The organism is Streptomyces sp. NPDC047002, assembly GCF_040704505.1.
Lineage (GTDB): Bacteria > Actinomycetota > Actinomycetes > Streptomycetales > Streptomycetaceae > Streptomyces.
The window spans coordinates 102,546-119,767 of sequence record NZ_JBEYWC010000006.1 but is presented as its reverse complement, the minus strand read 5'-3'; the positions used below and the strand labels follow the sequence as shown (position 1 = coordinate 119,767).

The following is a 17,222-nucleotide window of genomic DNA, read 5'->3' as shown; positions in this document are numbered from 1 at the left end:
CCCAGCGCAACACCGCCGCCCCCGCCATCGGTACGCCCACTTTCGGCCGTTGATGCGCCACTTCCCGGCCCGCGCTCCGCGGCCCGCCCGAGCCCGCATCGGGCCCCCACGCCGGGGGCGTCGCCGTTCCGCCGTCCCGCATCAAGACCGCACCAGGGTGGACACGTCACCGTTCCGCCGGATCGATCTCCTCCGCTTCGATCATCTCGTAGGCGATCTCCTGCGCCTGGCGCCCCCAGAGCCGTTCCGTGGTCCACACCCGGTTGGTGACGCGGAAGCGCGCGCCCGGCAGGAACGCCACCTCGGCCTCGTGCGGGTAGTGCGAGAAGGCCGAGATGTCCCGGCCGTGGCCGCCCTTCAGCCGCAGCCGCAGCAGCACCGGGTGGCTGGTGCCTGTGACCTTGTGGTGCCGCACGAACTCCAGGGCCTTGTCCCGCAGCAGCGTGGCGCTGCTGAGGTCGTTGAACGTGATGACCTCGGCGTTGTAGCCGGTGGACAGCAGCTTGAGGAACGGGCTCGCCAGACCGTCGCCGCCCATGGCCCAGTTGCCGCGCCACACCGTCACGTCCCGGACGGGCGGCAGGGCGCTCAACGCGTCGACGACCATCTCGGCGTGCATCCTCGTCTCGGTGACGAGGGCGGGCAGCAGCTCGTCCACCCGGGCGTACATCGCGGCCCTTGTGCGGTCCTTCAACTGCTTGATCTGCGGCGGGCCGATGAGATTGCCCAGGTCCCGCACGTGCGCCGCGAGCAGTTCCGCCATCCGCCGGTCCGCGAACAGCATCGCGGACTGCGTCGGGGACGCCTGGGGCTCGATGCGGCTGTCGACGGCCCTGCGGAAGACGGTCCGCAGCGCCGTCGGCGTCGGGTCGGGCAGCACGCCGTGCCCGCCGGCGAACCTGACGGCCTTCAGCGCCGTGTTGATCGGCACGAAGTCCTCGCCGGTGAAGGCCCTGAGGGCGTAGAGGTGGGCGAGGCTGACGCGCTCCACCAGCTCGCGGGCCGTCAGCTTGTTGCGGGCCAGCCACATCCGGGGGTCCCACGGGTCCCTGCTCGACGCCAGTGCCCTGCCCCTGGCCATCCGCGCGAGGCGCTGGTGGAGGGCTTCCGCCTTCTCGCGGTGCGGGGCCGACGGCGTGCCGAGGCCGCCGTCCGCACGGCCGCGGCGTACGAGGTCGCGGTAGACGGTCTCGTGCGGCAGCAGGCCGTCGGGCGAGACCGCGCGCAGCCGGTGGCGCTCGAAGCCGAGGCCGAGCGAGGCCAGGCTCCGGTACATGGCGGCGCCGTCGGTGAGTTCGAGCGGACTCCCGTCGCGGGTGCGCAGCCCGGCCATCTGGGCGCCGCGGAGCATCTCGTACAGCGAGTGGTCGTCGTGCACGCCCATCCAGCCGACGAGGCCCTTCAGGAAGAGCGCGGGGTCGATGCCGGTGCCCAGCCACCGGAAGGCGCTGAGCATGAGCGCGGCCGTCCCCGACACGCCCGTCAGGGTCTTGATGCCGCGCGCCTGCAGGCCCGCCGCCCAGGCGGAGCTGTCGACCGTGAAGCGGCTGTGCCCCTCCTCCCACATGACGGGGAACTCGGGCCCGGACTCGCCGTCCCGCAGGTCGCTCGCCCGCAGGTTCAGGACCTCCGTCCTGCCTGTCCCCTCGGCCTTCGGATCGCCGTCGACGACGGTGAGGCGCTCCTTGCCCAGCAGGTAGGCGGACTCCCGCCCGCTCAGGCCGGCCCCCCGGCCGCGGTAGAAGCCCGGGGTCCGCCGCAGGCCGGACTGCGCGTCCTCGTCGTGCCACACCCGGGTGGCGCGGCTCGCGAGCAGCTCCTTGCCGTCGGTGAGCCAACTCTCGTTGTGCGAGATGAGGTTGCCGAGCGCGAACGGGTCGCCCGCGCGGAAGAGGTGGGCGTGCCCCGGCGACAGCAGCGCGGTCGCGCCCTGGGCACCGAGCCTGAACCGCCCGGTGGTCAGGGAGTGGTGGTAGGCGCGCAGGCCCTCCTCGTCGAGGCCGAGGGCCCGCACCCGCTCCCAGTCCTGGGCGGCGAGCAGTTCGGTCAGCACCTTGCGCAGCGAGAACTCGGCCTCCTCGTTGTCGTAGGCGGCGTTGTAGAACGCCGTGAACATCTCGCGCGTGCTGCCGTTCTCCAGCAGGTCGTCGACCTCGTCGGGCGGGAGGTCCGTGCCGACCTGCCCGGCGTACGACACCTCGTCGCGCAGGAACGAGCGGCGCACCTGCTGCGGCTCCGCGCCCGAGTGCTGCACCAGCACCTCGGACAGGCGCCGCAGGCCCACCGAGACCGCCGTCCTGACCTGCGGGTCGCCGTAGGCGTGGGCGGCCAGGTCCTGCTCGAACGCGGCGGCCGCGGCCTGCCAGCCGGACGCGTCCACGAACGGTGAGCGGCCGAACGGCCGCGCCACGGACGTGCCGCTCGGGGCGCCGAACTCGGGGGCGGGCCGCGCCGGGTCGGTGGACGCGTAAAGACCGTCGTCGTAGTGGCCGGCGCCGACCACAGGGACGCCCGCGGGGTCCTGCACATGGGCCCACACGCGGGCCTCGGGGGCGACGGGCGGCACGCCGGGGGCGAGCGGGGAGACCGTGCCGCGCTGCAGGTCGGCCACGACGATCCCGTCGGCGGTGTGCAGCAGCGAGACGGCGTGTCCGACCACTCCTTCCTCCGCGGTGAGGACCAGGGCCCTGCCGCCTGGGCCCTGCGCGCGGAGCTGCGCCGCGACGGAGTCGAGCCCCTCCTGGCCGGTGCCGTGGCGCAGCGCGGCGCCGTGCCGCTCCTGGAGCCGCCATACGGCGTGGCTCTCGGGCTCGGGCCGCTCGCTCGCGCCCGCCACCCGGGTACTGCCGTCCAGCGTGTCCCACAACGCCAGGTTGGATTCGAGGCAGTTGATGAGGTCCGCGCTCGGGTTGACCGCGCGCAGGAGGCCGGGCGTGACGGTCGGACGTCCCCCCGCGTCGCGGGGCGTTGCTGCCAGGACCGCGTCGAGCGCGGCGCGTTCCTCGGCGGTCGGCGGTACGAGGCCCCGCTCGCGCAGCACGTCGTCGCTGTCCGCGACCGCGCCCCGGAGGCGCTTGGCGGGGCGCACGTCGCCTTCGGCGTCCTCGGAGCGCTGCGTGGCCGCCTCGTCGGAGTCGTCGGAGCGCTGCGTGGCCGCCTCGTCGGGGTCGTCGGAGCGAGGTGCGGCCGCGACATCGGAGTCGTCGCGCTCGTACTCCTCGCGCCGGCGCTTCACACCCGTGGTCGTCTGCTCGGCGGGACGCTCCTCGGCGGGCTGCCACCTGTCGATGCCGCGCTGGAGGGCCGCGACCATGTCGGGTACGGAATGGCCGCCCTGGAAGAGGTGGTGCAGGTCGTCGGTGACGACGGGCGGCAGCCCCTGTTCCAGGAGCAGGCGCGGCAGGAGCAGTTGGACGTTGAGCCGGCGGTTGGCGTCCGTGAAGGGGTGCAGGACCTGCAGGGTGCGTACGGCGCGGGCGATCGCGGCGAGCACCTGTGCGTCGTCGGTGGCGGCGGCGACCTCGGCGTAGTAGCGGTCGAAGACGGCGTCGACGAGGACCGGGACCTCGCCGACCCGGTAGCTCGTCTGCAGCACCGCATTGCGGAACTGCACCGTGTTCAGGATGGTGAGGGGCCCCGGGTCGGGCAGGGGGCCCTGCCAGTCGTGGGTCCGCAGGTCGTAGAGGACGCGGCGGCCGAGCAGTTCCTCTTCGAGCAGATCCGCGCTGGGGTCGGTGTTGCGCAGCGGGAAGTGCGTGGGGCGGCCGCCTGACCAGTCGAACTTCTTGCCGAGGTTGCTGGTGACGAGGTCGTGGAGGTGCTCGTAGACCTGGGCGTTCAGCCGCTGTCGCAGGGCGTCGACGTTGTCGAGGGCCTCCCGGTACGCCAGGACCATGCCGGCCTGGTAACCCGGGGACTGGTCCTCGTCGTAGTAGCGGCCCACATGGCGGAAGCGTGCGGGGTCGGCCTCGTACGCGGCCTGCGCCTCCTCGTGGTGTCGCGGGTCGATGTAGAGGAGCCACCACCGGTCCTCGGGCAGCAGGTCCGACAGCAGGTAGGGCTCGTCCTGCTCGGAGTCCTCGTCGCGGTGGTCGAAGCCCTCGGAGTCCTGGTCCCGGTGGTCCTCGTCGTCGCGCCGGTGGTCCTGCTGTGCCGCGCGCGTGTCGTCGCCCGCGTGGAGAGCTGGGGAACTGCCCTCGGCCCGTTGGCCGTTGCCCTCTGCGGGCGTCGGCGCCAGCGGGCGGTCGGGGCGGCGGACGTCGATGGTGAGCACGGTGCCCTGCCAGGGGCCCGGTGCGCCCTGCGGCGTCTCGAAGCCGGCCGAGCGCGCCGTGACAGCGAAGTCGTCGGCGGTCAGCGGGTGTTCACTGCCCTCGACCCTGAGCCGGTCGAGATGGGCCCCGAGCGCGTCGCGGAACGCGGCCGCGACGCCGCCGGCGCGCTCCTGGCCGACCCGCAGCGCCTCGCCGAAGTGCGGCTGCCCGCCCCCACCGCCGGTGCCGGTGTCGTAGCCGGTCACGGTGACCGCGGGCAGGTGCGGGTGCCCCTTGGCGCGCATGGTCAGGGCGGTCCTCGCCAGGGTGCCGGCGAGCGCGTCCACGTCGGTACGGAGGCTGTCGGGCAGCCGGACAGAACCGACGGCGAACTCGGTGGCGCGGGTGGCGAGCCGCTGCGTCCAGGCGTCCTGCTCCGGCGGCACGGACGCGGGCCGGGGCGCCGCGGGTGCGTGCTCCTCCGGCTCGTGCGCCGTGCGCGTGGCGGTGGTGTCCGCGTCGTGGCCGGGGGCCGCGTCCTGCTGCCCGGCGTCGAGCGGCCGTTCGTGCAGGGCCTCGACGGCGTCGCGCGCCGCGTCGTCCCGTACGGCATCCCGAGCCGCCGCGCCGTCGACCGCGGGCGCCGTGTCCCGGGCCTGAACCGCCGTGTCCTCTACGGGAGTCGCCGGCGCGTGCTCGGCCGGGCGCGAGGTCTCGCGGACCGCGGCGTCCTCAGCCGGCTCCGCACGGACCGCGGCGTCCTCGACCGGCTCCTCGCGGACAGCGGCGTCCTCAGCCGGCGCGTGCTCGGCGGGGGCGTCTTCAACCAGCGTCTCCTCGAACGGAGTTGCCTCCACCGGTGCGCGCTCGGCCGATGCGCGCCCGGCCGGGGCGTGCTCCGCCGGGCTCTCCGGCAGTGCTGCCGTGTAGTGGCGGCCCGCCAGGTGGAGGACGACGTGCGGCAGGGTGGCGAGCGCGGGGGCCGGGGGCGTCGGGGTGAACTCCTCGTATGTGCCGTCGTCCCGTACGACCGTGACCCTGGCGCCGAACACCCGGGCGGCGAGGGCCGGGAGGATGTCGGCGGCGCCGTGGTCCCAGCCGTCGGCGGTGCCGGGGGCGTGCTCCTCGGCCGGGGGGACCGTGCCCGGCCTGCGGAGTTGGGCGACGGCGAGCGCGGTGCGCTCCTCTTCGCTCAGCACCTCGTGCAGCGGCATCCGGCCCGTGGCGTCGAACTCGGCACCCTGCCGGGAGTTGCGGGCGAACCGCAGGCCCGCCCCGGCCGCCTCGGCGCGGGTGAACGTGTCGTCCGTGTCGGGCGAGACGAACGCCAGCAGGTCCGCGTGGTCCGGGTCGGTGAGCCGGTCGGCGAACAGGGCGCGCAGGGCGGGGCCCGGGTGCTCCGCACCGCCTGCGGGCAGGAGCGCGGTGAGGCGCTCCGGCTCCGCGCGGCCGAGGCCGAGCGCGAGCGACCGGTAGAAGCCGTCGCCGTCGCGCGGCACGTCGTGCACCGTGTACGCGGTGCCTTCGGGCGAGGTCAGGCGCGGCGGCAGGCCGTCCGTACCGGGCTCGACGGTGTAGCGCGGCCGGTCCTGCACAGCGGTGTGTTCCGGCGCGGCCTCGTACACGACGCGTGCGGGCTCGGGGATGCCGGCGCGCTGCTCCTCGGGCAGCCGGTGCCAGCGGGTGAGGCGGTCGGCGCCGAGCCGTACGCCGTGGAAGTCCGCGGCGGCGCGCTCCGCCGCCGCCCGGCCCGTGCCGAGCGCCTCCCAGCGCTCCCGCATGGCGCGGGCGGCCTCCCGCACCTGCGTGGCCCGGGCCCGCACCTGCTCCCGCGCGTCCCGCTCGCGGGCGGCGTCGCCGTCGGCGCGGGCCCGGCCCAGCGCGTCCTTGGCGAGGCTCAGGTCGCGCCGGGCCTGCGCGTGGCCCTGGCGCAGGGCCTGGAGTTCGTGCCGGACGTCCCAGTACGCGGTGTCGGCGGCGGCCCACGCCTCCCCTGCGCGCTTGACGGCGTCCCAGGCGTCGGCGACGTGCTCGGGGAAGGTGGTGTCGTCGATGAGCCCGAGCCCGCGGGCCACATCCTCGCGCACCCACGCCAGGACATGCGTGTCGGACTCCACGGCCTGCGGACCCGGCTTCACCGGACCGAAAGGACCCAGATTCCGCGACATCCACGAACCCACCGCACCGTCCTTGAACGTACGGTGCACATCCGCGACACCCAGCCACCTCGTCGGGACCGCGAACAGAAACGCCTTGCCCTCCGGCGCCCTGACCGTGACCTGGCTGGTGTCGAGGGCGCCGAGGCGCCTGCTGTCGCCTGCGGTCGTGGTGGTGTCGAGGCTCTGCATCACGGGCTGCGCCGCGCCCGCCGCCTCGTCGACGATCGCGATCGGACCGCCGCCCGTGGTGTTCTGCTGGGCGCCGCCGCGCACCACGGAGGCCTCGCTGTTCGCGCTGGTGCGTGACTCGGTCTCCATCCCCGCCGCGGGCGCCACGGCGATCAGCTGCGCCGCGCCCAACTCGGGCCGCGCGTACAGCCGGTAGGCGCCCTCGGCACCACCCGCGAAGGTGTCCTCGGAAAGACCCGCGACCTGGTAGCCGTCCTGCTCGACCGCGTCGGAGAAGAACGCGGCGAGCGAGACGGGCGCCTGCCCGTCGTGGAGGGCGAGCGCGGAGGCCGTGCCCGGCTTGGTGAGGCCGGAGTCGTGCGCCTTGGCGAGCGCGCGCCCCAGCGCGTCGCCCTCCAGGCGGCCGCCGCCGCGCACCGCGGAACCCAGCGACGTACCGTACGCCTTCGCCACCGCCAGGTCCCCCGCCGCACGCAGGTTGGCCGCGCCGGTGACCTGGCTGACGTGGAAGCCGGTCGGCGGGAACGCGAAGGGCTCGCCGCCCGCGGGGGCCTCGGTGCGCCACCTGCCGATGTGCTCGGGGGTGACGTCCTGCGGCCGCCACAGGGTGACGCCCGGCTGCTGCTCCACCTGCACGGGCGCGTCGAGCACCTCCGCGGTGGCCCCGCGGCCGGTGTCCTCGGTGCGTCCTGCCGTCGAAGTGCCGTCCGCCACCGGGGTGCTGAGGCTCAGCGGGACCTGGTCCCTGATCTCGCCCACCGGGCCCTCGGACCGCAGGGTCCGCCCGTCGCCGAGGTCGAGCGTCAGCCTGAGCCGGTAGCCGGTGAGGTACTCGGCGTGCGGCTCGTCGGCGTAGAAGACGCTGTTGCGGCTGCGCACGGTGGCGTTGCCCGCCGTGGTCTGCCGGCTGCTCGAACCCTGCTCGCCGTAGGTGGGTCCCGCGGCAGGCACGACACGGTCGCCGGTGCCGGGCGTCTCGGCGACCTGGACGCCGAGCGCCCTGGTGCTGGTCCTGGTCCGCGTGACGTCGCTCGTCTCGGTGGCGCCACGGCTCTCCGCGAGCAGGGTGCCATGGTGCAGGCCGTCGAACTCGGCCTCGCCCGGCAGCAGTTCGGCCCGCAGCTCCAGGGTCCTGCCGCCGATGCGCACGGTGCCGAAGCCGGGACCGCCGACGCGCAGCCGCGACTCGGTGCCGCCGGACGCCAGCCGGTCGCGCAACGCCCGCAGCGCGCGCGGGGTGTTGAGGGAGCGTACGAGGTCCCGGCTGGCGTCGTCGGCGCCGAGCGACCTGATCTTGCGCTCGAACTCGGCGACGACGTCGCCCGCGTCGAGAGAGTTGACCGGGTACGAGCCGAACGGCGACTCCCGCAGCCAGCGCGGCTGCCGCCACTGCTTCGCCCGGTACAGCGGCACGTCGCCGAGCCGGTCCCGCAGCAGCCCGATCCGGTGGGCGGTCTTCTCCGAGACGTGCCCCACCCAGTCGGAGCCGAAGGTGAGCCGCCTGCCCACCCACAGGCTGCGCGCGCGGGTGGCCAGCGCGTGCAGCGGGGCGAGGAGCCCGTCGCCGCGCACCGTGCCGGCGATGTCGTGGGTCGTGTCGCCGACCACCAGGACCTGGTGGCTGGTCTCCACCGACGTGACGTCCGCCGAGACGGTCCGATTCACCGACCGGGTCACGGTGTTCTCGCGCCCGTAGGCGCCGGCCAGGCCGTACGTCCCCGACACGCTCTCGCCCACGGGGTGGCTGTGCGCGGCGTTGCCCGCGAGCGCGAGGGTGAAGGTGTGGTGGGTGGTGACGGCGCCCGACGCCTGGGTGTCCGAGCTGAGCGAGCGCTCCGTCTCGATCCGCATCGGCTCGGAGACCGCCGTGACGTTGCCGACGGCCGCGCGGTGGACGAGGGCGCCCAGGCGGTTCAGGTAAGGGCCCTGTCCGAAGAGGCCGTTGGTGGGGTTGCCGGCCGCGGCGGACAGCAGGTCGTAGTCGGCGGTCAGGGCGTGCGGCTGGAGCGGGCGCACCATCATGCTGTGCGCGGGCGCGCCGACCTGCCGGAAGAACCAGGAGTCGCCGGAGGTCTCGCGCATCACCTGCTCGACGCCGCTGACCAGCTCCCGGTGGGCGCCCACGCCGACCGTGCTGAACGGGTGGCTGCCGAAGGGGGTGGCCTCGGCGGGCGGCGCGTTGCGCGGGTCGCCGGTCACCAGCGCCCTGGCCTCGGCTGCCGTCAGGCGCCGCTCCGTGAGGGCGGGGGTGTGCCGGCCCGTACCGAAGGCCCGGTAGGCGCCGGGCGACAGGGTGTGCTCCGAGGCGACCGCGAGCAGCACCCGTCCCGCGACGGCGTCGCCCGCCGTGCCGCCGACGAGGTCGGTGCGCGGCTCGTCGCGCACGAACAGCTGCGCGGCCAGCACGCCGAGGGACGCGGTGCCGCGCCACAGGTGCCGGAAGCGGCGGTAGCCGCCCATGGAAGCGGAGAGTTCGATGCGGTAGCTGTGCAGGTGGGACGGTGAGGTGCTGCTGCTCAGCGCCTCGACGGACGCGGTGGAGCCGTAGCCGGTCCTGTGCCCGGTCTGCTTGCCCCAGCGCGGACCTGCTTGCAGGGTGCCGCTGTTGTCGGGCCTGCCCACGAGGTCGTGCTGGGCGGCCCGCACCTGGAGGGAGCCCTCCACGCCGCCGTCGTAGCCGCGCACGACATTGCGGGAGCCGTCCATCCGCTGGGTGGCGGGCGAACTGGTGCGCACGTGCAGGTCGTTCTGCGTGCCCTCGTAGCGGCGGTCGGTGAGCGTGCCGTCGATCCACAGGTAGCGGTGGGCGCGCTGGAAGCGTCCCGGGCCCACCAGGTCGACGCGGACGCCGGTGGTGACGAGCGCCTCCAGATTGCCCGCCATGCTGTGGTGCGACAGCGTGTTCACCACGTCCAGGGTGTTCTGGAGCGCGGTGCGGTAGTGGTCGCGGCCGTGCCACCTGGGGTCCGCGGGGTCCGCGAAGTCGGCGAGCGGCGCGATCATGTCGGGGTGCTTGGCGGCCGCGGCCGCGAGCACCTGCCCGGCGAACTCGTCGAGCAGCGTGGGCCGGGGCCTCGGGCCCGCCTCGGCGACCGTGCCGGCGGCGTCCTCGCGCCGCGGGGGCGCCTCGTCGCGCTCCCCTGTCAGCTCGCCCGACCCGGTCTCCTCGGGCGTGGCGGTGTGCGGCGTCTCCTCGGCCACGGCGGTGTGCGGGGCCTGGCGGTCGAGTTCGGCCTCGTGGACGAACGCCTCAGGGCGGCTCAGCCCCAGCACGGTCGGGTGGTCCTGGGCCAAGTAGGCAGGGACCAGGGGCTCGTTCGCCAGTCGTGAGGGCAGTGCGGTGCCGTCGTCCCACCCGGCCAGGCGGCGCGCCTCCGTGGTGGTCATCCGGTCGAGGCTCCACGTCGAAAACGCCGTGGGCTCCGCATCGCCCGTACGCCGCACGTACACGGTCTTCTCGACCAGGTACAGGTGCGTCGGCACCTTCTTGGCCTGCCCGACCAGCTTCCGCCCGGCGGACCCGCCGAACACCGTGCTGTGCACGGTCGAGCGCACATAGCGGCCGACGGCGCCGATCATCGCCCGCAGCCCGGCCGCGGGCCCGAAGAACGATACGACGTCGAAGCTCGGTCCTGCGGCGGCGCTGACCTCCTGCGTGTACGTCTTCGACAGCGTGCGCTCGTTCCTGAGCGTCTGCTGCACGGTCATCCGCATCTCGGAGGCCGCCGTGCCGGTCAGCAGCGTGGCCCTGCCCGGCACGACGCGGTCCACGACGAACGCGCCCATCGGGCTGCGGTCCTTGTCGTCCCGCGTCAACTGCCGTGTGGTGACGAGCCCGTGGCCGAGCCGGTCCGCCATGCGGTGGAAGTTCTCCGTGCTGAAGAACCCGCTGATCTCCTCGTGCGCCGACGTGTCGGGCCTGGCGTGCACGCGCTCCAGGGCCCAGTCCCTGATCTCCTTGACGGGCCCGAAGCCCTCGGTGTGCACGAGGCGGTAGGCCGCGTCCGGGTCGATCGCCATCTCGCGCGGCGCCCGTCCCGGGCTCTCGACGCCCTGCCGGGTCTCGCTCTCCAGGAGCCGTACGGCCAGGCCGCCCCGCACGCCGAAGGTGAAGTGGTCGGGCAGCGCGCCGACCGTGCCGGGGCGGTGCGGCGCCGCCGCCGTGTCGTCCCCGCCCTCGACGCGGACCTCGTACTGCACGTCGTCCAGGTAGAGGCTCGACGGCTCCGCCGTGCGGGTCTCGGCCTGGCTGAGCGTCTGGTTCTGCATCCCGTACTCGTACGTGCGGGACTGGCCGACCGCGCCGGCGATCCGCCCGTACGCGGCGATGCCGGACGCCGGGCCGAGCGAGACGGCGGGCGCGATCCTGCGGCTCGTCGTCTGCACCGCGCCCGCGCCCGTGGTGACCTGGCTGCGCTGCACGGTGTCGAAGGTGAACGGCGCGCCGAACGCGTCCTCGAACCGCTCCCACGTGTTGTGCGGGCGGGTCGTCACCCGCAGGTGCCTGGTGCGGCCCGCCGCGTCCGTGAAGCCGAGCGAGCGGTAGCCCTCGCCGTGGAACTGCCACGGTGTCTCGCGCAGCGCGCGCCGCAGGTTGTCGAGCAACCTGGCCTGTTCCTCGGGGCCTTCGTGCGTCAGGGCGAGGCGGTCCCCGATCTCGGCGACGACCTGCCGGGCCCCGCGCAGGGCGACCCTGCCGTCCCCGTACGTCCAGGAGCGGCCGGTGTCGGTGCCGTCGCCGGTGAGGTACGTCGGCAGGCGCGTGCCGTCGTCGAACGTCACGACCCGCCCGTTGCGCGGCGGCGGCACCATCGTCCGGTCCACCTGCGGCCTGCGGTACGTGTCGAGACTGCCCTCGGCGGTGGTGTACCGCGAGGGTGTGAGCGCCTCCCTGACGGGCGTGGCGAGCGAGCCGCCCGGCACGGAGCCGTCCTCGAAGTGCACCCGGAGCCGCGGCGGCGCACCGGTCGTCGCGGCGTCGCGTGCGGGGGCGGTCTCGCGCGTCCCGGCCGCCGGGGTGTGCGTGTCGGGCGCGGTGCGCACGGCCGTCGCGAGGTCGCCCTGCCGGGCCGTACGGACGCGGGAGCCGAGGCCGCGACCGAAGCCGTGGCCGAGGCCGGTGCCCCGCACGGTCTCCGGCAGGGCCGGACTGTAGTGCCGGTCGGCCAAGTGCAGGACGACATGCGGCAGTTCGCCGCCGTTCGAGCCCTCGGGCAGGAACTCGTCGAACGTCCCGCCGTCCCGTACGACCGTGACCCTGACGCCGAACGTGCGTGCGGCGAGCGCGGGCAGCAGATCGGCCGCGCCGTGGTCCCAGCTCCCCTCGCCCTCGGCGGGCCTGCGCAGTTGGGCCGCGGCGAGCGCGGTGCGGGCGTCCCCCGGCAGGACCTCGTGCAGCGGCATCCGGCCCGTCGCGTCGAACTCCCGCTGCTGCGGGCCCTCTTCGTCGAAGCGCAGGCCCGCGGCCGCCGCCTCGTCCGCGGTGAAGGCGTCCCGGGTGTCGGGCGCGGTGAAGTCCAGCAGGTCCGCGTTCTCCTCCTCGCCGAGCTGGTCGGCGAGGAGGTCGCGCAGCGCCTCGTTGGTCTGCCGCACGTCGCCCACCGGCACCCGGTCGGCGAGCAGGCCGGGGTCGAGGTGGTCGAGGCCCGCGGCGAGCGAGCGGAAGAAGCCGTCGCCGTCGCGCGGCACATCGTGCACCGTGTACGCGGTGCCGTCGGGCGCGGTCAGCTGGGGCGGCATGTCGTCGGTGCCCGGCTCGACCGTGTAGCGCGGGCCGCCGGGCGCCGTACCGGGCGCGGCCTTCGGCGGCGCCGTGTAGGTCACGGCCGCCGGCTCGGCCACGGTCGCGCGCGCGCCGTCCGGCAGCCGGTGCCAGCGGGTGAGCCGGTCCGCGCCCGCGCGGACGCGGTGGAACTCGGCCGCGGCCGCCTTCGCCTTGGCCTCCGCGCCCGCGAGGGACGCGTGCGCGGCGTCCAGTGTGCGGGCGGCGCCGTCGGACAGGGCGCGCGCGGTGCGCACCCGGGCGACCGCCTCCCGCACGGCGGCGGCCCGCTCGGCCGCCGCGTCCTCGCGGCCCGCGGTGTCGAGCGCCGTGTCGTCGGCGGCGCGCACGGCGGTGCCCGGCGACGCGTCCTGCGCGTGCCGCCTGGCGAACGCGTCGGCGAGCGCCTGCTTCGCCGCCCGCAGGTCGCTCTCGAACGCGTCGCGTCGCTCGCTGAGTTCGGGCAGGCCGCGCCGGGTCTTCCAGTACGCGTTGTCGGCGGCGACCCATGCGTCGCCCGCCTTCTTCACCGCGGCCCAGGCGTCGGCGACGCCCTGCGGGAAGGTGGTGTCGTCGATGAGCCCGAGCCCGCGGGCCACATCCTCGCGCACCCACGCCAGGACATGCGTGTCGGACTCCACGGCCTGCGGACCCGGCTTCACCGGACCGAAAGGACCCAGATTCCGCGACATCCACGAACCCACCGCACCGTCCTTGAACGTACGGTGCACATCCGCGACACCCAGCCACCTCGTCGGGACCGCGAACAGAAACGCCTTGCCCGCGGTGGGCTTGAGCGTGATCTGCCCGGCCTCCGCGCCGCCCTGGCGCCTGCTGTCGGCCTCGGTCGCGGTGGCGTCGGCGCCCTGCACACCGGGCTGGGCCCTGCCGGGGTCGCCGCCGGCGAGCACCGGGCCGCCGCCGAGGATCGGCTGCTGGGCGCCGCTGCGGGTCACGGAGGTGTCGGTGGACGCCGTGGAGCGCTCCGCGCTCTCCATGCTGGCGTCCGGCGCGACGGCGAGCAGCCGCGCGCCCTGGAGGTCGGGCCGCGAGTAGAGGCGGTAGGCGCCCTCGGCGCCGCCCGCGAAGGTGTCCTCCGAGAGGCCCGCGACCTGGTAGCCGTCCTGCTGCGCGGTGTCCTCGAAGAACGCGGCGAGCGACTCGGCCGTCGTGCCGTCGTGCAGCGCGAGCGACGACGCAGTGCCGGGCCTGGTGAGGCCGGAGCCGTGCGCCTTGGCGAGCGCGCGCCCCAGCGCGTCGCCCTCCAGGCGGCCGCCGCCGCGCACCGCGGAACCCAGCGACGTACCGTACGCCTTCGCCACCGCCAGATCGCCCGCCGCACGCAGGTTGGCGAGGCCGACCACCTGCCGGACGTGGAAGCCCACGTCGGGGACGGTGAACGGCTTGCGCGTGCCGTCCGGGTGGACGGTGGCGCGCCAGCGGTCGATGGCCTCCTGGGTGACCTCGCGGGGGCTCCACACCGTGGCGCTCGCGGCGGGCGCCGCCAACTCCGGCGTGTCCAGCGGGCCCACAACGGGGGCGGCATCCTCGGCAGGGACGGTGACGGCGTCCTCGGCGCCGCTGTCCTCGGCCGGGGTGGTGTGCCCGTCGGTGGCCGGGGTGTCCGCGGTCACGGCGGGCGGCGCCGTGTCCGTGCCGGTCGCGGGCGTGTCGTCCGCCTCGGCGTGTCTGCGGGCCTCGTCGAGCGCCCGCTCGACGTCCTCGCCCCAGCCGCCCGGTTCCGTGCCCGCCAACGGGTCGGGCAGCACGGGCCGTTCCCTGTCCCCGTGCACGGCCTGTCCCGTGCCCTCGTGCCCGGCGTCCTGCTCCGCCGCGTCCACCGCGTCCGTCGCGGAGGCTGCGTCCGTCGCGGGCGCCTGCGTGCGCGGCTCGGCGGGCACGGTCAGGCTCAGCGGCACCTGCTCGCGCAGCGCGCCGACATCGCCCTCGGCGGTGATCTTCCTGCCGTCGCCGAGGTCGAGCGTCAGCCTGAGCCGGTAGGGGGTCAGGTACTCGGCGTGCGGCTCGTTGGTGTAGAAGACCGTGTTCTTCATCCGCGCCGTCGAACTGCCCGCCGCGACCTGCTGCGTGCTGGAGCCGAGCTCGGAGTAGGTGGGGCCTGCCGCGTTCGCGATCTCGTTGCCGGTGCGCACCGCCTCGCCGAGCTGGACGCCCAGCGCCTTGATCTTCGCATCGGTGCGCGTCGTTTCGGTGGTCTCGGTCGCGTGGCGGCCGTCCTTGAAGGCCGTGCTGTGGCCGAGGCCGTCGAACTGGGCCTCTCCCTTGATGAGTTCGACGCTGACGGGCCGGGTGCGGCCGCCGACCCTGAAGGCGCCGAAGCCGGGGCCGCCGATCCTGCCGCGGGTCTCGGTGCCGCCGGTCAGCAGCCGCCCGTACAGGGCGCGCAGCGGGCGCGGTGAGGTGCGGGACCACGCGTCGTCGCGGGTGGCCGCGTCGGCGCCCACGTCCTCCAGCTTCTTGGTGAACTCCGCGACGACCTTCGCCGCGTCGAGCGAGTTGACGGGGTACGCGCCGAACGGGCTGTCCTGCCACCACTGCGGCAGCTGCCACTCCTGCTCGGTGTAGCGCGGCACCTCGCCCGCGCCGTCGCTCAGCAGCCCGAGCCGGTGCGCGGCCTTCTCCGTGATGTGGCCCACCCAGTCGTTGTGGAAGGTGAACCGCTTGCCCGCCCATGCCGTGCGCAGCCTGGTCGCGAGCGCGTGGACCGGCGCGAGCAGGCCGTCGCCGCGCACCGTGCCGGCGATCTCGTGCTCGGTGTCGCCGACCACCAGCACCTTGTGGTTGGTGTCGACGGGGTTGATGTCGCTGGTGACCGTCCTGTTCACGGTCTTCGTGACGCCGTGGGTGCTGCCGATGCGGCCGACCGTGCCGTAGGTGCCGGCGACGCTGGGCGAGCCGTCGTGCGTGTGGACGGCGTTGCCCGCCATCGCGAGGGTGAAGGTGTGCGTCGTGGTGGTGGCACCGGAGGCGGTGGTGTCCGAGCCGAGGTTCTGCTCCGTGTCGATCTTCACGGGCTTGGAGGCGACCCGCAGATTGCCGACGCCGAGCCGGTGCACCAGGGCGCCCAGCCGGTTGAGGTAGGGCCCCTGCCCGAACAGGCCGTTGATGCGGCTGCCCGCGGGCGCGGAGAGCTGGTCGAAGTCGGCGGTGAGCGGCTGCGCCTGGAGCGAGCGCACGATCGCCTCGTGCGCCGGCGCCCCCTGCTGCCGGAAGAACCACGAGTCGCCCGAAACCTGCTGCATGATCTGCTCGGCACCGTCGACGAGTTCGCGGTGCGCGCCGACGCTGACCGTGTGGACGGGGAAGTCCCCGAAGCGGCTTGCCGCCTGCGGGGGCGCGCCCAGCAGGTCGCCGGTGACGAGGGCCTTCGCCTCCGCCGTGGTGAGCGGCGCCACGGTGGGCGTGCGGCTGTCGGCCGCCGCGGTGTGCGGGTCGGTCGCCGGAGTGTGCTCGGACGCCACCGAGAGCAGGACGCGGCCGGTGACGGGGGCGCCCGCGGTGCCGCCGACGAGGTCGGTGTGGGGCTCGTTGCGCACGAACATCTGCGTGCCGAGCACGCCGAGGGACGCCGTGCCGCGCCACAGGTGCCTGAAGCGGCGGTAGCCGCCGGTCGACGCGGTCAACTCCAGCCGGTAGCTGTGCAGGTGGGACGGGGAGGTGCTGCTGCTGAGCGCCTCGAACGAGGCGGTGGAGCCGTAGCCGGTCCTGTGCCCGGTCTGCCGGCCCCAGCGCGGGCCGACCTGGAGCGTGCCGATGTTGTCGGGCCTGCCCACGACGTCGTGCACGGAGTCGCGCACGGCGAGGGAGCCCTCGACGCCGCCCTCGTAGCCGCGGACGACGTTGCGCATGCCGTCCATGCGCCGGGTGCCCGGCGCGCTGGTGCGCACGTGCAGGTCGTTCTGGGTGCCCTCGTAGCGGCGGTCGGTGAGCGTGCCGTCGATCCACAGGTAGCGGTGGGACCTGTGGAGGCGCCCAGGGCCGACCAGGTCGATGCGGACGCCGGTGGTGACGAGGGTCTCCAGGTTGCCCGCCATGCTGTGGTGGGACAGCGTGTTGACGACGTTCAGGGTGTTCTGGAGCGCCATGCGGTAGTGCTCGCGGCCGGTCCACCGGGAGCCGGCGAGCCCGGCGAAGTCCTCGAGTGGCGCGATCATCTCCGGGTACTTCTCGGCAGCGGACCGCAGCACGCGCTGCGTGAAGTCCTGGAGCAGCGAGGGCTCGGGCCGCGCCTCTTCGCGGGTGTCCGCGGCCTCCCGCGCCTCGGTGGCCTCCCGGGTGCCCGGTACGTCCCTGACCGGCTGCGTCTCGTGGAGGAACGCCTCGGGCCTGCTGAGACCCAGGACGGTCGGGTGGTCCTTGGCCAGGTAGGCGGGTGCGAAGGGCTCGTTGGCGAGGCGTGAGGGCAGTGCGGTGCCGTCGTCCCACCCGGCCAGGCGGCGCGCCTCCGTGGTGGTCATCCGGTCGAGGCTCCACGTCGAAAACGCCGTGGGCTCCGCATCGCCCGTACGCCGCACGTACACGGTCTTCTCGACCAGGTACAGGTGCGTCGGCACCTTCTTGGCCTGCCCGACCAGCTTCCGACCGGCGGACCCGCCGAACACCGTGCCGTGCAGGGTGGAGCGCGCGTACCGCCCGAACGCGCCCACCATGGCCCGCAGTCCGGCGGCGGGCCCGAAGAACGACGTGGCGTCGAAGCTGGGTCCCGCGCCGGCGCTGACCTCCTGCGTGTACGTCTTCGACAGGGTGCGCTCGTTGCGCACGGCCTGCTGCACGGTCATCCGCATCTCGGCGGCCTTGGTCTCCGTCAGCAGCGTGGCCCTGCCCGGCACGACCCGCTCC

Annotated in this window: 1 protein-coding gene (only partly in view); it reads right to left on the bottom strand. The window is 74.8% G+C overall.

All coding sequences use genetic code 11. From position 1 onward, the window contains the following. Window positions 1–166: 166 nt before the first annotated feature. A protein-coding gene (locus tag AB0910_RS08475) for a toxin glutamine deamidase domain-containing protein (protein ID WP_366743761.1) crosses the window boundary here: on the bottom strand, window positions 167–17,222 show its final stretch. 25,247 nt of this gene lie beyond the right edge of the window; the window shows 17,056 of its 42,303 coding nt (coding positions 25,248–42,303); its start codon lies beyond the right edge, outside the window — the gene reads right to left on this strand; the stop codon is at window positions 167–169.